Source organism: Isoptericola sp. Y581 (assembly GCF_059445475.1).
Map to the genome: position 1 here is coordinate 110,698 of NZ_JCAIUK010000007.1, position 18,302 is coordinate 128,999.

Genomic DNA, 18,302 nt, shown 5'->3' on the forward strand with positions numbered 1-18,302 from the left:
TGGAAGGCGGGTGGCGCGGCGGTGTCGGTCGCCGCTGGTAGACCGGGGGCATGTTCCTCCTGGACGCGGCTCTGCCCACCTCCACGCTCACGGCCGAGCCCACCGTGGTGCACTCCGCGAGCGACCTCGTCGTGGCCGCCGAGTGCGAGTTCCGGCTGCTGCACCGCCTCGACGAGCTGCTCGGACGCGTCCCGCGGAGCGAGCACGAGGACGACGCGATGCTCGCCCGGACGGCGGCGCTCGGCGCCGCGCACGAGCGCCGGGTGCTCGACGACTACGTGGCCCGGTACGGGCGTGCCGCTCCGGGCGGTGGCGGGGGAGTCGTCGAGGTGCCGCCGGTCGGGCGCCCGACGCGCGACCAGCTCGAGGCCGCGCACGGCGCCACGCTCGCGGCGATCGCGGCGGGGGCCGACGTCGTCTCGCAGGCGACGTTCTTCGACGGCGACTTCCACGGTCGCGCCGACTTCCTGCTGCGCGACCCGCTGGGCGACCCCGAGGTCGGGCCGGGACGCCCGGGCGGGCACGCCGCGGCGGCGATGCCGCGCTACGCCGTCCTCGACACGAAGCTCGCGCGCCGGGCCAAGGTGACGGCGCTGCTCCAGCTCGCCGCGTACGCCGACCAGCTCGTGGCGGCCCACGTGGACCCGACCGACGCCGTGCACCTCGTGCTCGGCACGCGCGTCACCACCAGCCACCGCCTGGCCGAGCTGTTGCCCGTGCTGCACCAGCGGAGCGCTCGGCTGCGCACCGTCGTGGCCGAGCACCGGGCCGACGACGGCCCGCTCGCCTGGGGCGACGAGCGGTTCACCGCCTGCGGGCGTTGCGCCGCGTGCGCGGAGCAGGCGGCCGCCCACCGCGACGTGCTCCTCGTCGGCGGCGTCTACGAGGCGCAGCGGGAGCGGCTCGTCGCGGGCGGGATCACGACGATCGACGCCCTCGCCGCGGCCGAGGAGCCGCCCGCGGGCATGCCCGCCCGGAGCTTCGAGCGGCTGCGCGACCAGGCACGGCTCCAGCTCGGCACCAGCCCCGGCGACGGCGAGGTCGCGTACGACGACCACGGCCGGCCCGCCACCATCCGGTGGTCGCTCCCGGACACCTCGCTCGTGCGCCGGCTGCCGCCGCCCAGCCCGGGCGACGTGTTCTTCGACTTCGAGGGCGACCCCCTGTGGTCGGACCCGCAGGGCGAGCAATGGGGCGCGCAGACCGGCCTCGACTACCTCTTCGGGCTGGTCGAGCGCCCGGCGTCCGACGGCATGTCCGATGGCGGCGCGCCGCCGTTCCGCGCCTTCTGGGCGCACGACCTGCCCCAGGAGCGGCAGGCGCTGATCGACTTCGTCGACTACCTCGCCGACCGTCGGCGCCGGTACCCGGACCTGCACGTCTACCACTACGCGTCGTACGAGCGCGTGCACCTGCTGTCCATCGCCGCCCGGCACGGGGTGTACGAGGAGGAGGTGGACCAGCTGCTGCGCGACGGCGTGCTCGTGGACCTCTACGCCGTCGTCCGGTCCTCGCTGCGGATCTCGAACCGGTCCAAGTCCATCAAGAAGCTCGAGCCGCTGTACTTGGGCGACGAGCTGCGCTCGGGCGACGTCACCACCGCGGCGGCGTCCGTCGTGGCGTACGCCGAGTTCACGGCACTGCGCGACGCCGGGCGGACGGAGGAGGCCGACGCCCTGCTGCGCGGCATCGCCGACTACAACCGCTACGACTGCCTCTCCACGCTGCGGCTGCTGGACTGGCTGCGTGGCGCGGCCGACGTCGTCGACGCGGCATCGTCGGTCGAGCCCGGCGAGACCATGCCCCCCGACTCGTCGGTCGAGCCTGTCGAGACCATGCCCCCCGACTCGTCGGTCGAGCCTGTCGAGACCATGCCCCCCGACTCGTCGGTCGAGCCTGTCGAGACCATGCCCCCCGCCGAGGAGACGCCGCGGCAGGCGGCGGCCCGCGAGGCACGGGAGCGGCGGCTCGCGCTGGAGGCCGAGATCCGGGAGCGGGCCGGCGAGGACCGTGGCATCCGGGACGACGAGGCCCAGGGGTTGGCGATGATCGGGGCATCGCTGGGCTACTGGCGCCGGGAGAGCAAGCCGTTCTGGCACGAGCACTACTCCCGGCTCGAGCTGCCGACGGACGAGTGGCAGGGTCGCCGCAACACGTTCCACGTGGAACGCGCCACGGTGGTCCAGGACTGGGCGGTCGAAGACGGGCGGCGCGCGTCGTCGCGCGTCATGGAGCTGGTCGGGCGGCTGCCCGAGGGGTCCGAGCTCGTGGTGGGGGCGGCGCCGTTCGTGCTCTACGACGCGCCGGCGCCGGCCGCGGCGACCGTCCCGGCCAACGCGGTGCGGGGCTTCCACGGGGGCGGGCTGATCCTCGAGGCCTCGCGTCGTGAGACGCCCGGCGGCGAGCGGGACGTGCTGGTGCTGCGCGAGCAGGTACGCGTGGGCGCCGAGACCTTCCCGGAGCTGCCGATGGCGCTCACGCCGTCGAGCGGGCCGCGCGCAGACCCGCAGGAGCAGGCGCTCGAGGACGTGGCGCAGGCGGCGCTCTCGCGCTGGGACGCCGACCGCACGCTGCCCGACGGCCCGGCCACGGACCTGCTGCGCCGACGCCCCCCGCGCGTGGCCGGCGGGGGCGCGCTGCCCGACGTCGTCGACGACGACTTCACGACCGCGATCCTGACCGCGACGCGCGACCTCGACCGCTCCTACCTCGCAGTGCAGGGCCCGCCCGGCACCGGCAAGACGCACGTGGGCTCGCACGTGATCGCCGCGCTCGTCGCGGAGGGCTGGCGGGTGGGCGTCGTGGCGCAGTCGCACGCCGCCGTCGAGAACATGCTGCGTGCCGTCGTCGAGAAGGCCGGTGTGCCCGCCGAGCGCGTCGCCAAGAAGCGGCAGGCCGACGGCCCGTCGCCCACGGCCGTCTGCGCCGAGCTGCCGGGGGAGGACCTGGCGGAGTTCTCGAGGCATGGTCCGAGCGTGGTCGGGGGAACGGCCTGGGACTTCGCGCACCCGGACCGCTGGCCCGAGGGCGGGCTCGATCTGCTGGTGGTGGACGAGGCCGGGCAGTTCTCCCTCGCGTCCACGATCGCCGTAGCTCGGTCGGCACAGCGGCTGCTGCTCCTGGGCGACCCGCAGCAGCTGCCGCAGGTCAGCCGGGGCCGGCACCCGGAGCCCGTGGACCGGTCGGCGCTCGGGTGGCTCGCGGATGGGCACGATGTGCTCCCGCCCGGGCTCGGGTACTTCCTGGCGCGGTCGTGGCGTATGCACCCCGAGCTGTGCGAGGCGGTGTCCCAGCTTGCCTACGAGGGGCGGCTGCGCGCCCACGACACCGCGTCCGGCCGGCGGCTGGAGGGCGTGGCCCCCGGTGTCCACCACGTGCCCGTGGAGCACTCCGGCAACGGCGTCGCCTCGCCCCAGGAGGCCGCAGAAGTGGTGCGGCAGGTGACCGAGATCGTCGGCCGCGCCTGGGTACCCGGCGCCGGGGAGCCGGCACGGCCCCTGGAGCCGCGCGACGTCGTGGTGCTCGCCGCCTACAACGCCCAGGTCTGGGCCGTGCGGCGCGCGCTCGAGGGCGCCGGGCTCGCGGGCGTGCGAGTCGGCACGGTCGACCGGTTCCAGGGCACCGAGGCGCCGGTGGCGATCGTGACGCTCGCCGCGTCCTCCCCGCAGGACGTGCCGCGCGGCACCGGCTTCCTGCTCTCGCGCCACCGGATCAACGTGGCGGTCTCCCGCGGGCAGTGGTGCGCGATCGTCGTACGGTCCCCGGCGCTGACGGACTACCTGCCGCACAGCGCCGAGGGCCTGGGCCGGCTCGGCGCGTTCCTCGGGCTCTGCGCCGCTGGTTGAGCTTGTCGAAACCCCGCTGGTTGAGCTTGTCGAAACCCCGCTGGTTGAGCCTGTCGAAACCCCGCTGGTTGAGCCTGTCGAAACCCCGCTGGTTGAGCTTGTCGAAACCCCGCTGGTTGAGCCTGTCGAAACCCCGCTGGTGAGCTTGTCGAAACCCGGAGCGTGGTCTCGACAGGCTCGACCGACGAGGGTCAGAAGCCGCCGAAGTCGCCACCCCCGAAGTCGCCGAACCCGCCGGCGTCGCCACCCGGGTCCGCGCCGTACCCCGGGTCCGCGCCCGCCGCCTCCGTGTACCCGGGATCCCCGGCGCCGGCGTCCGCTCCGGCGTCGCCGCCCTCACCGCCGGACCCGCTTCCTTCGGCCCCCGCGTCGCCGGCGAAGTCCTGCGAGGGGTCGCCGAACGCAGGGCCGAAGATGGCGTTCGCCACGGCGGAGCCGATGACGACGCCGGCCACCGTGCCCAACAGGCTCGAGCCGACCATCGAGCCAAAGCCGAGGCCGCGGGCGCCGGGAGCGCCGCCGTCCGCGCCCTGGCCGCGGAACGACTGCTCGAGCGTGCCCGGGTTGCGCATCTCCGCACGCGTCGCCATGCGGGCGAGCGACTGCGGGTCGTCGGAGGTCGCGCGCTCCGACTCGGGCACCGTCGACCCCAGCTCGCTGAGCACGCGTCGCCGCTGTTCCGGCGTGAGGCGGGCGAACGCCTCCGCGTGCGCCTGCTCCACCGCGTCCGGCGGGGCGGTGCGCAGCAGGTAGCGGTACCGCTCGACGGCCACCTCGTCCGGGTCGCGGTGGGCGACCGGGGTCGCGGAGCCGGGGCGGCCGGCGGGCTGCTGCCCGGGCGCGGGCGCGTAGCCGTACTTGCCGGGCGCCTCACCCGTGGCTGGCTGCTCGTACCCGGGCCGGCCGGGCACGCCGTGGTACGAGCGCTCGTCGCGAGCCCTGCCGAGAAGTCGGTCGAGGAATCCCATGACGGGTCAACGACCGTGGCCGGACGCGCGTTCCCATGCTTCGTCCGGGAATGACGACGGCCCGCACCCCGACGAGCGGGGCACGGGCCGTGCGCCTCACGCGGCCGGCGTCAGCCGACCGAGAGACGAGATCAGAGCGGGCGGACGTTCTCCGCCTGCGGGCCCTTGGGCCCCTGTGTCACGTCGAACTCGACGCGCTGCTCCTCGTCCAGGGACCGGTAGCCCTGGGACTGGATCGCGGAGAAGTGGACGAACACGTCAGCCGAGCCGTCCTCGGGGGCGATGAAGCCGAAGCCCTTCTCGCTGTTGAACCACTTCACGGTTCCGGTGGCCATGCTTACTCCTTCAAGAGGTGTCGACGACCTCGACCGTCGAGATCGCGCATCACGGTGAATCGTCGTCAACTCTTGAAACCAAGGTCCGCCGGGAGGCTGCGTCAATCCTGACGACACGGCCACCGTGGCGCAGACGGGATGACCGTCCGGTACGAGCGAGGCACTGCAACAGGCACAACGGTACGCGAGCGCGCGCATAGGCACCAGTGTTCCCGCTCAGGACGTCCACAGGGTGAGCACGTGCGGCGCAGACAGGCGTCCCGGCCGATAGAAAGGGGTCATGACCACCTCACCTGTCCCGCCCGTCCACCTCGCCGGTGGCATCCAGATCCCGCAGGTCGGCCTCGGCGTCTTCCAGGTTCCCGACGACGGCACCCAGGCCAACGTCGAGCAGGCGCTGGAGCTGGGATATCGCCACGTCGACACCGCGGCCGCCTACTACAACGAAGCCGGGGTCGGCGCGGCGCTGCGCGCGTCGGGGCTGCCGCGCGAGGAGGTGTTCGTCACCACCAAGTTGCGCAACGGCGACCAGGGCTACGAGGCGGCGCTGCGTGCGTTCGAGGGCTCGCGCCGGGCGCTCGGCGTCGACCAGGTGGACCTCTACCTGATCCACTGGCCGGTCCCGAGCCGCGACCTGTACGTCGAGACGTGGCGCGCCTTCGAGAAGCTGCTCGCCGACGGAGCGGTGCGTGCGATCGGGGTGTCGAACTTCCTGGTGGAGCAGCTCGACCGGCTCGTCGCCGCGGCCGACGTCGTCCCGGCGGTGAACCAGATCGAGGTGCACCCGACGTTCCAGCAGGTGCCGCTCCAGCAGCGCTGCCGTGAGCTCGGGATCGCCGTGGAGGCGTACTCCCCGCTCGGGCGGGGCGCCGACCTCGACGCCCCCGCTGTCGTCACCGCGGCCGCCGACCTCGGCGTCACGCCGGCGCAGGTGGTGCTGCGCTGGGCCGTGCAGCAGGGCCGCATCGTGATCCCGAAGTCGCTGTCGGCGGACCGTCAGGCCTCCAACCTGGACCTCTTCACCTTCGAGCTGTCGGCGGAGCAGGTGGCACAGATCGACGCGCTCGAGTCCGGCGTCGCCGGGCGCACGGGTGCCGACCCTGCGACGGCGTCGTTCACGCAGTTCCGCGACTGAACCGAGCGTCGCGACCCGCGTTCCGGGGTCTATCGGCGCGCCCCCGGATATGCCAGTGTGACGCAGGTAACAGGTTCGTCACGATCTGTTGCGAGTGACCCGCGCGACACGTACGCGACATACAGTCTCGCTACGTTCAGCGGCACTGAATGCGGTGTTGAGCCGCGCGAATGTCCTACCTCCAAAAGGGGAACAGCATGATCCGACGCAGCACGGTCGCCCGGGGCTTCGCCCTCGCGGCGGTACTCAGCCTTGGCCTCACCGCCTGTGCCTCCTCCGACGGCGGCGGCGGCGACGACGAGGGCAGCGAGGGTTCGGCCGAACCCCTGAAGATCGGCACGATCCTCCCGGTCACCGGCACCCTCGCGTTCCTCGGCCCGCCCGAGATCGCGGGCGTCGGCCTCGCGATCGACGACATCAACTCCGGCGGGGGTGTCCTCGGCGAGGACGTCACCGTCGAGTGGGGCGACTCCGGCGACAGCACGGACCTGTCCGTCGCGAGCAGCACGGCGACTGACCTCATCGGCAAGGGCGTCTCGGCCGTGATCGGTGCCGCGTCCTCCGCGGTGACCCTCGGCGTGGTCGACACGTTCGAGGAGGCCGGGGTCATGCTGATCTCGCCCGCGAACACCGCGGCGGACCTCTCCGGGTACGGCGACTTCTTCGCCCGCACGGCCCCGCCGGACACGGTGCAGGGTGCGGCGCACGCCTCCCTCCTCCTGGACGACGGCCACTGCAAGATCGGTTTCCTCGTGCAGAACGAGGCATACGGCACCGGTCTGCGCGACGTGGTCGAGGAGGCCGTCAAGGCCGGTGGCTGCGAAGTCGTCTACGGCGGCACCGGCCAGGGCCACGAGTTCGCCCCGGGTGAGACCAACTTCGGAGCCCAGGTGACCGACCTGCTCGCGCAGAAGCCCGACGCGATCTCGGTCATCGCCTTCGAGGAGACCGTCGCGATCGTCAACGAGCTCGTCTCGCAGGGGTGGGACTTCGCCGGGAACACCTACTTCGTCGACGGGAACCTGTCCAACTACGGCGACCAGTTCGACCCGGGCACCCTCGAGGGCGTCAAGGGCACTCTGCCGGGGGCGCAGGCCGACGAGACGTTCCGCGAGGAGCTCAAGGCCTGGTACTCCGAGAACGAGGACGGCGAGCTCAACGACTTCTCGTACTCGGCGGAGTCGTACGACGCGACCGTCCTCGCCGCGCTGGCCGCGGTGAGGGGCGGCGCCACCGACGGCGCCACGATCTCGAAGAACATCCGGGCCGTCTCCGGTGCCGAAGAGGGCAGCAAGGAGGTCAACTCGTTCGAGGAGGGCGTGAAGGCGCTCGAGGCGGGCGACGAGATCAACTACGTCGGCAAGTCCGGCATCGGGCCGCTCAACGACGCCAACGACCCGTCCTCGGCGTTCATCGGGATCTACCAGTACGGCCCCGACAACACCTACACGTTCGAGCGGGAGATCGAGGGCACCACCGAGTGACACCTCGGCGGTCGGGGCCGAGCTCCTGACCGGCGACCCCACAGCACCACCGCACGGCACGACGGCCCGGGCGCTCAACCAGCGCCCGGGCCGTCGTCGTCCGCCGAGGTAGTCCAGATTCCCGCGAGGTAGTTACGAACCCCGCGAGGTAGTTACGAACCCCGCGAGGTAGTCCAGATCTCGCCGAGGTAGTTCGCGTCGCGTTCTCGGGACGGCGGGGTGCGACGCTGCCCCCAGGCTTGCAGTTTCCACAGGTCAGCGTCCGGTGGCCCGCCCGACGTCGTCCCTGGAGCATCGTCGGTCCATGAGAGAAGCCGAGCACCTCCCGGCGATCCGCCGGATCGCCGGGATCGTGGACGCAATGAACGCCACCGGCTCTCCGCTGGGCGGCATGCGCTCGGCGGACGTCGAACACCCGCCGATCGTGCCGCTCGCCCTCGACCTCTCCCGCGTTGACGCCGGCACGGTCGCGGACCGGCTCGCGGTCGGGGTGGTCGAGCGCCTTCGCGGAGTCTTCCTGCCGGGCGAGGTCGAGCGGACGTTCGAGGAAACGATCCTGACGCAGGTGCGAGGGCTCGTCGACGGGACGACCGCACCCCTGTGGTTCAGCCACACGACCGCCGCGCTGCTGCACGGGGCCTGGCTCTATCGCACACCGTCGCTGGTCCACGTCACGCGGGAGTGGAACCCGCACGTCGACGAGGAGGCCGAGCCACTGGTGCGGCGGCACCACACGACTCTTCCCGTCGCGGACCGGGCGACCGTGCGCGGCATGCCGGTGACGTCGCTCGCTCGCACGCTCGTCGACTGCATCCGCAGCCTGCCGCGGGACGGCGCGCTCGTCGTGTGCGACTCGTTGGCCCGGCTCGGTGCCGACCTCGACGAGGTCTCACGCATCATGTCGGCGTCGCGTGGCAAGCGGGGTGTGGTGCAGGCCCGCGGCGTCCTCGACCTGTGCGATCCGCGGTCGGGATCGCCGGGCGAGACGGTGACACGGCTCGTCGCCTCCGACGCCGGGCTCCCACGGGCGGACTGCCAGATCGAGGTGGCGACGGCGCAGGGGACGGTCTTCGTCGACCTCGGTTGGGAGGACGTGCGTGTCGCCGTGGAGTTCGACGGGGCGATCAAGTACTCCGGTGACGAGCACGGCGACCCGGACGCCGTGCGTCGTGCGGAAGCAGCGAGGCAGCAGTCGCTCGAGGCCGCTGGGTGGATCGTCGTGCGCGTGCGTTGGGAGGACCTGGGCGACCCCATCGCCCTGGAGCAGCGACTTCGGGCCGCGTACCGGGTGGGGCGCAGACGCAGCATCCTCGGGTTGACGGCCTGAGGCCACGCCCGGGTCGGTGAGCCAGGTGGAATGACGACGGCGGTGGGAGCTCCGCGGAGCTTCCACCGCCGTCGTCGTGCTCACCCGAACTACCTCGCCGAATTCCGAACTACCTCGCCGAAATCCGAACTACCTCGGCCAGACTCGAACTACCTCGGCCAGACTCGAACTATCTCGCCGAATTCCGAACTACCTCGGCCAGACTCGAACTACCTCGGCCAGAATCGAACTATCTCGCCGGGTGGGTCACGACGGCTCCTCAGCGAGGGTGCCGAGGTACAGGGAGATGACCTTCGGGTCTGCCTGTAGCTGCCGGCCGGTGCCGGTGTAGGCGTCCTTGCCCTGGTCGAGGACGTAGCCGCGGTCGCAGATCTGCAGGCAGCGGCGGGCGTTCTGCTCGACCATGATCACCGAGACGCCGGCCTTGTTGATCATGCGCGTGCGCAGGAACGTCTCGTCCTGGCGGACGGGGGACAGGCCGGCGGACGGCTCGTCGAGCAGCAGCACGGACGGGTTCATCATGAGCGCTCGGGCCATCGCGACCATCTGCCGCTCGCCGCCCGACATGGCGCCCGCCCGCTGGTTGCGCCGGTCGTGCAGCACGGGGAACAGGTCGCCGATGAACGACCAGCGCTCCTCGAACACCTTGGGCCGCAGGTAGACGCCCATACGCATGTTCTCCTCGACGGACAACGACGGGAAGACGTTGTTCGTCTGCGGCACGAACCCGACGCCGCGCGCCACGAGGGAGTTCGCCTTCATGCCGGTGATGTCCTGACCCTCGAGGGTCACGGTGCCGGAGTAGACCTTCACCAGCCCGAACAGGGCCTTGAGCAGCGTGGACTTGCCGGCTCCGTTGGGCCCGATGATGCCGACCAGCTCGCCCTTGGTGACCTCGATCGAGCACCCGTCGAGGATGTTCACGCCCGGGATGTAGCCGGCCACGAGGTTGTCGGCCCGCAGCAGCAGCTCCTTGTCCTTCGGGGCGCCGGTCGCGGTCTCCCCGGGCAGGATCGAGGTGTCGCTCATCGCTTCTCCTCCTCGGCCTCGAGCCGGGCCAGGATCTCGGGGTCGAGCAGCGAGTCGTCCCCGAGGTCGGTGTCGTGGTGGGCCCCCAGGTAGGCGTCGACGACGGCCTGGTCATGCATCACCGTCGCCGGCGGCCCTTCGGCGACGATCCGGCCCTCGGCCATCACCACCACCCAGTCGGAGATGTGCCGCACGGCGTGCATGTCGTGTTCCACGAAGAGGACCGTCATGCCCTCGTCACGCAGCGCCTGCACGTGCCCCAGCAGCGACTGCACGAGCGCGGGGTTCACGCCCGCCATCGGCTCGTCGAGCATGATGATCGTGGGGTTCGTCATCAGGGCACGGGCCATCTCGAGCAGCTTGCGCTGCCCGCCCGACAGCGACCCGGCGTAGTCGGCGGCCTTCGCATCCAGCGTGAACCGGGCGAGGATCTCCATCGCCCTCTCGGTGGCGGCCTTCTCGTGCGCCTGCCAGGTGAACGGCAGCCACGACAGCCAGAACCGCTCGCCGGGGTTCTTCGGTTCGGCGAGCAGCATGTTCTGCAGCACCGTGAGCCGCGACAGGGCCTTGGTGAGCTGGAAGGTGCGCACCATCCCGGCCTTGGCGACGCGCGCGCCACCCTTGCCCTGCAGCGAGCGACCCTCGAAGCTCCAGGTGCCGCTCTGCGGGGTGTCGAACCCGGTGAGCAGGTTGAAGAACGTCGTCTTGCCGGCGCCGTTGGGGCCGATGAGCGCGGTGATGGCGCCCCGCTGCACCTCCAGGTGCTTGACGTCGACGGCGGTCATGCCGCCGAAGCGGCGGACGACGTCGTCGGCGACGAGGATGGCGTCGGGCTTTGCGACGCCGACCTTGGGCTCGACCTGGGCCAGCTCGCCGCGGGCCTCGACGGCGACGGCGGAGTTCGGCTCCTGCGCGGCCGCCGCGGCGGCGTCGACCACCGAGTCGGGCGCGGGGGTGGGCTCGGGCGTGGCGTCCGGCGCAGTCTGGGTGGGGGTCTCGTCAGCGGACATTGAAGGCCAGCTCCTTCTTGTTCCCGAGGATGCCCTGTGGCCGGAAGATCACCAGGAGCATCAGCGTGAGACCGACCAGCATGCCGCCGATCTGCTCCACGTTGGTGGTGGTGATGACGTCGCCCACGCCGGTGTTCTCCGCGAGGGCGCGCATGCCGGTGCGCATGAGCATGTACGCGCCGAAGAAGACCATCGAACCGAGAACCGGCCCGAACACCGTGGCCGCTCCGCCCAATAGCAGGACGGTCCAGGTGAAGAACGTCATCGTGCGCCCCATCGCGTCCGGCGCGATCGTGAGCGGCAGCACGTAGAGCACGCCGCCGAGTGCACCCAGCATGCCGCCGAGCACGAGCGACTGGAGCTTGTACGAGTAGACGTTCTTGCCCAGGGCGCGCACGGCGTCCTCGTCCTCGCGGATGCCCTTGAGCACGCGGCCCCAGGGGCTGCGGGTGATGAGCCAGACGAAGAGCAGCACGACGGCGACGAGCCCCCACGCGAAGATCCGCGTCCACCACGAGTCGGAGCCCGTGTTGATGTACTCCAGCGGCCCGATGACGGTGCGCCCGTCGGGCAGCGGGGACAGGTCCTGGAAGGTGCCCTTGAAGTTGCGGCCCTGCAGGCCGGACGCGCCGCCGGTCCACTCCTGCAGCCAGGTGGACCGGCCGATCCAGCGGATGATCTCGGCGGCGGAGATGGTGACGATCGCGAGGTAGTCGCCCCGGAGCTGGAGCGTCGGGATACCGAGGAGCAGCGCGAAGAGCAGGCCGGCCGCGAGGGCGACCAGCAGCGCGAGGAAGAACGGGGCGCCGGCGATCGTCGCGATGCCGAAGCCGTAGGCGCCGAGCAGCATGAAGCCGGCCTGGCCCATGTTGAGCAGGCCCGTGTACCCGAAGTGCAGGTTGAGGCCGATCGCGGCGATGGCGTAGGCGGCCGTGGTGGGCGCGATGAGCTCGGCCAGCGACTGGGTGAGGATTCTGAGGAACTCGTCCATGATGGGTCTCCCTTCAGCCGATCCGCTCGCGGCGGCCAAGAATGCCCTGCGGCCTGATCAGGAGCACGAGGATGAGGATCACGAGCGCGGACGCGTAGCGCAGGTCGCTCTGGATCACGAGGTTGGACAGCTCGACGACGAGCCCGATGAGGATCGACCCGACGAGCGCGCCGAACGCGGTGCCGAGGCCGCCGAGGGTGACCGCCGCGAACATCAGAAGCAGTAGCTGCACCCCGAGCTGCCAGTTGAACGACCCGAACGAGATGCCCCACATGAGGCCGGCGAGGGCGGCGAAGCCGGTCGCCACGATCCACACGATGCGCACGACCTTGTCGGGATCGATGCCGGTGGTCGCGGCGAGCGCCGGGTTGTCCGACACAGCGCGGGTGGCCCGTCCCAGCCGGGTGCGGGTGAGGAAGAACGCGAAGCCCACGAGGCACACGAGGGCGACCGCCATCGAGATCCACGACGTGGTGCTGAGCGTGATCCCCGCGATGTTCAGCGGCCGTGGGTTGGCGCCCAGGATGCGCTCGGACCCGCCACCGATGAGGAGCTGGATGACGTACTGCAGGGTGATCGACAGCCCGATGGAGACGATCATCATCTGCATCACCGGTGTGCCGCGCCGTCGTAGCGGGCGCCAGATCCCGGCGTCCTGCGCGAGTCCGGTGAACGCGCAGATCGCGATGGTGAGCAGACCGCCGAGCCAGATCGACATCCCCATCTGGTTGATGGTGATGAAGCCGACCGCGGCGCCGAGCGCGAACTGCTCGCCGTGCGCGAAGTTCGACAGCCCGGTGGTGCCGAAGATGAGGTTCAGCCCGATGGAGGCGAGGGCCAGCAGCAGGCCGAAGCGGATGCCGGAGCCGAACTGCTGCCACACCTGGGCCCAGGTGATGGCCTGCTGGGAGGCGTCGCCCTCCGGTGCCGTGCTGACGCCCTCGCCCTCCGTGGTGGTTCCGGTGCCCGAGTCGGCGTCGGTCCCGCCCTCGGCGGGCGCGGAGCTGGTCGCCTCGGACGACGGGCTCGGCGCTTCGGCCTCGGCGCCGAGCCGGAACGCGGCGCGGGCCGTGCCGCCGGTCTGCGCGGTGACCTGGAGCTCGGTGGACGCCCCCTCGGGGAGCTGCTCGTCGGCGGGGAGCGAGGCGGGGTCGATCGTGATCGTGTACCGACCGACCTCGGGCACCGCCACGGACGTGAGGGCGTCCGCCGTCGTCGTGACGGATGCGCTGAAGTCGCCCGGGCCGGCGATGGTCGCCTCGGCGCCCGCGATCCGGTCGTTCTGCTCGTTCAGGACGAGGACGGCGACGCACGCGGTCGTGTCGTCCGGCTGGCAGTCGGTCGGGGTGTCGCTGTCGCCGGCGGTTGCGGCGGCGGCGTGCGCCTCGGTGTTCGCGCCGGGGCTCGCCTGAGCTGGTGGCGTGGCGAGCACCGTTGGTACGAGGGCGATCGCGAGCACTGCCACGGTGCGGCACAGCACGGTTGCCCTACTGGGTCGGTCCGTCGTCATCGGGCGGGTCCTCCGTCAGATCGGTGTCGTTCCCTGGGCGAGCCCAGGTTCCACCCGCTCGCCCCGTCGATGCAGGGACCCTAAAGGGCCCATGTATCCGCGGGGTTTCGCGAGCGTGCCGCGAGTGTAGCGACGAAAATGTGACAGAAATGACAGATCCAGGTCACAGTCCTGCATCGCGGGATGGGCCCGGGGCACCGACCCCGGCGTCAACCCCGGCGTTGCGGTCGGGACCTAGGCTGGCCGGGTGCCCGACGACCTGACGCCCCCAGCCGACCCCGACGTCGACCCAGCGACGACCCCGCAGACGACCCCGCAGGCAGACGCCGTGACGGACGCCGTGACGGACGCAGCGACGGCCCCCGCGCAGGCGCCGGTGGCGGAGCGCCGCCCGACCATCCGGTCGCACCATGGCGACGACGTCGTGGACGACTACGAGTGGCTGCGCGACAAGAACTCGCCCGACGTGCTGGCCCACCTCGAGGCCGAGAACGCGTGGACGCAGGCCCGGCTGGCGCACCTGGCGCCGCTGCGCCAGGCGGTCTTCGACGAGATCAAGGGGCGCACGCTCGAGACCGACCTGTCTGTGCCGGTGCGGCTCGACGGCTCCTGGTACTACACGCGCACCCAGGAGGGGCGGCAGTACCCGATCCACGCGCGCGTGCCCGCGGCGGGGGAGTGGGCGCCGCCGCTGATCGACGCGGGCACCGTGCCGGCCGGCGAGCAGGTGCTGCTCGACCAGAACGTGGCCGCCGAGGGCCACGACTTCTTCTCCCTCGGCACGTTCGACGTGTCCCAGGACGGGACGCGGCTCGCGTACGCGGTGGATACCACGGGCGACGAGCGGTTCACGCTCCGGCTGCGGGACCTGACCACGGGCGAGGACCTGCCCGACGTGGTCGAGAACACCTTCCCCGGCGCGGTGCTCACGCCGGACGGCTCGCACGTCTTCTACCTGACGGTGGACGACGCCTGGCGCCCCCACCAGGTGTGGCGGCACCGGGTGGGCACGCCGGCCGCGGACGACGTGCTCGTGCTCGAGGAGCCGGACGAGCGGTTCTGGGTGGGTGTCGGGCTGACGCGCTCGCGCCGCTTCCTGGTGATCGAGGTCGGGTCGAAGACGACGAGCGAGGCGCTGCTGCTGGACGCCGCCGACCCGACGGGCGAGCCCCGGGTGGTGTGGGCGCGCCGCGACGGCGTCGAGTACACCGTCGAGCACGCCGTCCTCCCGACGACTGCCGGCAACGACCAGGCGGACTCGTCGGCCGACCAGGGGGTGGGGGCCCGTCCGGGCGACGGGACGGGCCCCGACCGCATGGTCGGCACCAGGGACGTGCTGCTCGTGCTGCACAACGACGGGGCGGAGAACTTCGAGCTCGTCGTGGCGGACGTGCCCACGGCGGGCGACGACGGGGCGACGGCCCCGCTCGACCCCGCGGCAGCGCGCGTCGTCGTGCCGCACGACCCCGACGTGCGGCTCGAGGGCGTCGACGCGTTCGCCCGCCACGCGGTGCTGAGCCTGCGGCGCGAGGCGCTGCCGCGGGTCGCCGTCGTCGACCTCGAGCGGGCGGCGCAGCGCGCGGCCGACGGCGCGTGGGAGGCGGAGGAGATCGACGTCGACGAGCCGCTGTTCTCCGTGTTCGTGGACGCGAACCCCGCGTGGGAGCAGCCGCTGCTGCGGGTGCAGCACACGTCGTTCGTCACCCCGACCACGGTGGTGGACGTGGACCTCGCCACGGGCGAGCGACATGTGCGCAAGCAGCAGCCTGTGCTCGGCGGCTACGACCCGGCCGACTACGTGCAGCGGCGGGAGTGGGCCACGGCCGAGGACGGCACGCGGGTGCCGATCAGCCTGGTGTGGCGTCGGGACGCGGTGACCCTGGACGGCTCGGGCACCCGCGCCGAGCCCGCGCCGCTGCTGTTGTACGGGTACGGCGCCTACGAGGTGAGTATCGACCCGTACTTCTCGGTGCCCCGGCTGAGCCTGCTCGACCGCGGCGTCGTGTTCGCCGTGGCGCACGTGCGCGGCGGCGGCGAGCTGGGCCGGCACTGGTACGACGACGGCAAGCTGGAGCACAAGACGCACACGTTCACCGACTTCGTCGCCTGCGGGCGGCACCTGGTGGAGACGGGCTGGACGGCGCCCGAGCGGATGGTGGCCGACGGCGGCAGCGCGGGCGGCCTCACGGTGGGCGTGGCGGTCAACCTGGCACCCCAGCTGTTCGCGGGCGTGCTCGCCGGGGTGCCGTTCGTCGACGCCCTGACGTCGATGCTCGACCCGACGCTGCCGCTGACCGTGGTGGAGTGGGACGAGTGGGGCGACCCGCTGCACGACGCTCAGGTGTACGCCCGGATGAAGGCGTACACCCCGTACGAGAACGTGCCGGACCCTTCGACGAGCTCAGGACGGCGCGCCGCGTCCGCCTACCCGCAGATCCTCGCGACCACGTCGCTGCACGACACCCGCGTGCTGTACGTGGAGCCCGCCAAGTGGGTGGCCCGCCTGCGGGCCGCGGGCGCCCCTGCGCTGCTGAAGATCGAGATGTCGGCCGGGCACGGGGGCGTGTCCGGCCGGTACGCGCGCTGGGAGGAGATCGCCTTCGAGCACGCCTGGACGTTGGACGTGCTCCAGGCAAGATGAACAGCAGGTGAACAGTCCTCGAACAGTTCACCTGTCGGCCCACCGTTGGTCGTCAACGCTCAGGATCACCCCCCACGATGGATGACGTGACCGAGACGCTTCTGCTCGTGCTCGTCGTCGTGACGGCCCTCGCGTTCGACTTCACGAACGGGTTCCACGACACGGGCAACGCGATGGCCACCTCCATCGCCACCCGAGCCCTCAAGCCCCGGACCGCCGTCGCGCTGTCCGCCGTCCTCAACCTCGTCGGGGCGTTCCTCTCCCTCGCCGTCGCCGCCACGATCGCCAAGGGCATCGTCGATGCCGGCGTCATCACCCTCCCGGTGGTCCTCGCCGGGCTGGTCGGCGGCATCGTCTGGAACCTCATCACCTGGCTGTTCGGCATCCCGTCGAGCTCCTCGCACGCGCTGGTGGGCGGCATGGTCGGCGCGGTGCTGGCCGCCGTCGGCACGTCCGGCGTGCTGTGGACCGGCGTCATCTCCAAGGTGCTGGTGCCCGCCCTGATCGCCCCGCTCGTCGCGATCGCGGTGGCAGGCGTGGGCACATGGCTCGTAGCCCGCCTGACCCGCGGCGTGCCGCAGGAGGTGACGAGCCGCAGCTTCCGCTGGGGCCAGATCGGCTCCGCGTCGCTCGTCTCCCTGGCGCACGGCACCAACGACGCGCAGAAGTCGATGGGCATCATCCTGCTCGCGCTCATCGCCGGCGGGGCCGTGCCGGCCGACTCCGGCGTCCCGTTCTGGGTGATCCTCGCCTGCGCCGTCGCGATGGCGATGGGCACCTACCTGGGCGGCTGGCGGGTCATCCGCACGCTCGGCAAGGGGCTCGTGGAGATCGACACCCGGCAGGGCATGGCCGCCGAGACGTCGTCCGCCGCCGTCATCCTCCTGTCCAGCCACTTCGGCTTCTCGCTGTCGACGACGCACGTCGCGACCGGGTCCGTGCTCGGCTCCGGTGTCGGCATGCCGGGGGCAAAGGTGCGCTGGAGCGTCGCCGGGCGCATGTTCGTCGCCTGGCTGGTCACCCTCCCCGCGGCCGGGCTCGTCGGCGCGCTGTGCCACTGGCTCGAGTCGTCGATCGGCGGCACCGCCGGCACGATCGCCGTCTTCGTGCTGCTGGTGGTCGTGTCCGTGGCCATCTGGCTCGCGTCGCGCCGCAGGCCGGTGGACCACAACAACGTCAACGAGGCCTGGGACGAGGAGAAGGGCGCCTCCGTGGAGCCCGTCGCCGCGACCACGGGCGAGGCCGGCGGCGAGCGGGTCGGGCCGGTGCCCGCCACCGCGACCGCGTCCTCCGTCGGGCCGGCCGTCGAGGCCGTCGGCACCGTGGCAGCCCCGTCGAACCAGAAGGTGGGAGCATGAACTTCATCGAGTGGGGCGCCCTGGGCCAGGTGGTCGTGGCCGGGCTGATCATCGGCGCCGGCATCCCCGCGCTGTTCGCCCTCGGGCTGCGCCTGCTGGCCGGCACCACGCCCCCGGAGGCGCCGGCCGCCATCCCCGGCACCCTTCGACCGGCTCAGGACGGTGCGGCGGATGCGGCGGACGGTGGGTCCCGCGCGATCTCGATCCCCCGCCCGACGCCGGCCCGCCTCGCCGGCGCCATCGCGTGCCTGGGCGTCGTGGTCGGCGCGATCGCCTTCGGGATCGTCTTCCTCGTCTCCGGCGGGCACTGAGCGACAAGTTCCCGGTACGAGGGCGAACGCGACGGCGAGTGAGCTCGCACGAAATCTCGTCGGAGCTATGGTCTGCCGAGACGTGTGGTGATGCCGTCGAGGAGCAAGTGCAGTCCGAGCTCGAACAGCTGGTCCAGGTCCAGGTCGTAGCCGTCCTGCATGAACGTGCTGAGGATCCCGGCGAAGGCCGGGTAGCGGCGGTTGCGACCGTTCGTCGCCGCCAACCAGGCCCTCGCCACCGAGAACCCGGGCGGCCCGGCCTCGGAGGAGTCTGTGGACCATGCCAAGAACGCCGTCACGCTCGACGAGCGCGAGGAGCCGACAGTGGAGATCGCGTCGGCGAACGCCCAACCGGAAC

At 71.9% G+C, this 18,302-nt stretch carries 14 protein-coding genes; 7 read left to right on the top strand and 7 right to left on the bottom strand.

Translation table 11 applies throughout. The features are described 5' to 3' along the window. The first annotated feature begins 50 nt into the window (after positions 1 to 50). The gene (locus AC1C2W_RS14360; RefSeq protein ID WP_495413459.1) at positions 51 to 3,845 is read left to right on the top strand and encodes a TM0106 family RecB-like putative nuclease; all 3,795 of its coding nucleotides are present in this window, start codon (positions 51 to 53) and stop codon (positions 3,843 to 3,845) included. 191 nt (positions 3,846 to 4,036) lie between these two features. Here the strand turns inward: AC1C2W_RS14360 and AC1C2W_RS14365 are convergent, their stop codons facing one another. Then, positions 4,037 to 4,813, bottom strand: coding sequence for a hypothetical protein (locus AC1C2W_RS14365; RefSeq protein ID WP_495413460.1), 777 nt, complete (start codon positions 4,811 to 4,813; stop codon positions 4,037 to 4,039). 131 nt (positions 4,814 to 4,944) lie between these two features. Beyond that, complete coding sequence (gene cspE / locus AC1C2W_RS14370; RefSeq protein WP_495389941.1) at positions 4,945 to 5,148, bottom strand: transcription antiterminator/RNA stability regulator CspE; 204 nt, start codon at positions 5,146 to 5,148, stop codon at positions 4,945 to 4,947. A 280-nt stretch (positions 5,149 to 5,428) separates the two neighbouring features. On the opposite strand from cspE, the gene AC1C2W_RS14375 reads away from it, so the two are divergent. From AC1C2W_RS14375 to AC1C2W_RS14385, 3 genes are all read left to right on the top strand, one after another. After that, positions 5,429 to 6,283 carry an aldo/keto reductase gene (locus AC1C2W_RS14375; RefSeq protein WP_495389942.1) on the top strand — a complete coding sequence of 285 codons (855 nt, stop codon included), beginning with the start codon at positions 5,429 to 5,431 and terminating at the stop codon, positions 6,281 to 6,283. Between the two features lie 197 nt (positions 6,284 to 6,480). Further along, positions 6,481 to 7,767, top strand: coding sequence for an ABC transporter substrate-binding protein (locus AC1C2W_RS14380; protein WP_495389943.1), 1,287 nt, complete (start codon positions 6,481 to 6,483; stop codon positions 7,765 to 7,767). Positions 7,768 to 8,071: 304 nt separating this feature from the next. Next, entirely contained in the window at positions 8,072 to 9,094 is a 1,023-nt protein-coding gene (locus tag AC1C2W_RS14385; protein WP_495413461.1) for a hypothetical protein, read from the top strand. A gap of 246 nt (positions 9,095 to 9,340) precedes the next feature. On the opposite strand, the gene AC1C2W_RS14390 is transcribed toward AC1C2W_RS14385, so the two are convergent. The 4 genes from AC1C2W_RS14390 to AC1C2W_RS14405 are packed head-to-tail and all read right to left on the bottom strand — an operon-like array spanning position 9,341 to position 13,634. Continuing rightward, the gene (locus tag AC1C2W_RS14390; protein ID WP_495413462.1) at positions 9,341 to 10,123 is read right to left on the bottom strand and encodes an ABC transporter ATP-binding protein; all 783 of its coding nucleotides are present in this window, start codon (positions 10,121 to 10,123) and stop codon (positions 9,341 to 9,343) included. Then, on the bottom strand, positions 10,120 to 11,133 hold the full coding sequence (locus AC1C2W_RS14395) for an ABC transporter ATP-binding protein (protein ID WP_495389946.1): 1,014 nt from the start codon (positions 11,131 to 11,133) through the stop codon (positions 10,120 to 10,122). Before AC1C2W_RS14395 ends, AC1C2W_RS14390 begins: the two co-directional genes overlap by 4 nt. Beyond that, positions 11,123 to 12,124, bottom strand: a complete 1,002-nt coding sequence (locus tag AC1C2W_RS14400; RefSeq protein WP_495389947.1) for a branched-chain amino acid ABC transporter permease — start codon at positions 12,122 to 12,124, stop codon at positions 11,123 to 11,125. Before AC1C2W_RS14400 ends, AC1C2W_RS14395 begins: the two co-directional genes overlap by 11 nt. Before the next feature lie 13 nt (positions 12,125 to 12,137). Then, a complete protein-coding gene (locus AC1C2W_RS14405) occupies positions 12,138 to 13,634 on the bottom strand; it encodes a branched-chain amino acid ABC transporter permease (protein WP_495413463.1) in 1,497 nt (498 codons plus the stop codon). 340 nt (positions 13,635 to 13,974) lie between these two features. On the opposite strand from AC1C2W_RS14405, the gene AC1C2W_RS14410 reads away from it, so the two are divergent. The 3 genes from AC1C2W_RS14410 (at position 13,975) to AC1C2W_RS14420 (ending at position 17,944) form a co-directional block, all read left to right on the top strand. Then, entirely contained in the window at positions 13,975 to 16,275 is a 2,301-nt protein-coding gene (locus AC1C2W_RS14410) for a S9 family peptidase (protein WP_495413591.1), read from the top strand. 77 nt (positions 16,276 to 16,352) lie between these two features. Then, the gene (locus AC1C2W_RS14415) at positions 16,353 to 17,633 is read left to right on the top strand and encodes an inorganic phosphate transporter (protein WP_495389949.1); all 1,281 of its coding nucleotides are present in this window, start codon (positions 16,353 to 16,355) and stop codon (positions 17,631 to 17,633) included. Then, entirely contained in the window at positions 17,630 to 17,944 is a 315-nt protein-coding gene (locus tag AC1C2W_RS14420) for a hypothetical protein (protein WP_495389950.1), read from the top strand. The genes AC1C2W_RS14415 and AC1C2W_RS14420 overlap by 4 nt, the downstream gene beginning before the upstream one ends. A gap of 65 nt (positions 17,945 to 18,009) precedes the next feature. Here AC1C2W_RS14420 and AC1C2W_RS14425 read toward each other — a convergent pair whose 3' ends face one another. Next, entirely contained in the window at positions 18,010 to 18,231 is a 222-nt protein-coding gene (locus AC1C2W_RS14425) for a TetR/AcrR family transcriptional regulator C-terminal domain-containing protein (RefSeq protein WP_495413464.1), read from the bottom strand. Positions 18,232 to 18,302: the final 71 nt, after the last annotated feature.

What these genes read in the sequence shown, in the direction of transcription:
- AC1C2W_RS14420 (WP_495389950.1), top strand. Translation starts at nt 17,630, where the DNA reads ATGAACTTCATCGAGTGGGGCGCCCTGGGCCAGGTGGTCGTGGCCGGG.
- AC1C2W_RS14415 (WP_495389949.1), top strand. Translation starts at nt 16,353, where the DNA reads ATGGATGACGTGACCGAGACGCTTCTGCTCGTGCTCGTCGTCGTGACG.
- AC1C2W_RS14400 (WP_495389947.1), bottom strand. Translation starts at nt 12,124, where the DNA reads ATGGACGAGTTCCTCAGAATCCTCACCCAGTCGCTGGCCGAGCTCATC.
- cspE (WP_495389941.1), bottom strand. Translation starts at nt 5,148, where the DNA reads ATGGCCACCGGAACCGTGAAGTGGTTCAACAGCGAGAAGGGCTTCGGC.
- AC1C2W_RS14405 (WP_495413463.1), bottom strand. Translation starts at nt 13,634, where the DNA reads ATGACGACGGACCGACCCAGTAGGGCAACCGTGCTGTGCCGCACCGTG.
- AC1C2W_RS14365 (WP_495413460.1), bottom strand. Translation starts at nt 4,813, where the DNA reads ATGGGATTCCTCGACCGACTTCTCGGCAGGGCTCGCGACGAGCGCTCG.
- AC1C2W_RS14380 (WP_495389943.1), top strand. Translation starts at nt 6,481, where the DNA reads ATGATCCGACGCAGCACGGTCGCCCGGGGCTTCGCCCTCGCGGCGGTA.
- AC1C2W_RS14390 (WP_495413462.1), bottom strand. Translation starts at nt 10,123, where the DNA reads ATGAGCGACACCTCGATCCTGCCCGGGGAGACCGCGACCGGCGCCCCG.
- AC1C2W_RS14360 (WP_495413459.1), top strand. Translation starts at nt 51, where the DNA reads ATGTTCCTCCTGGACGCGGCTCTGCCCACCTCCACGCTCACGGCCGAG.
- AC1C2W_RS14395 (WP_495389946.1), bottom strand. Translation starts at nt 11,133, where the DNA reads ATGTCCGCTGACGAGACCCCCACCCAGACTGCGCCGGACGCCACGCCC.
- AC1C2W_RS14385 (WP_495413461.1), top strand. Translation starts at nt 8,072, where the DNA reads ATGAGAGAAGCCGAGCACCTCCCGGCGATCCGCCGGATCGCCGGGATC.
- AC1C2W_RS14375 (WP_495389942.1), top strand. Translation starts at nt 5,429, where the DNA reads ATGACCACCTCACCTGTCCCGCCCGTCCACCTCGCCGGTGGCATCCAG.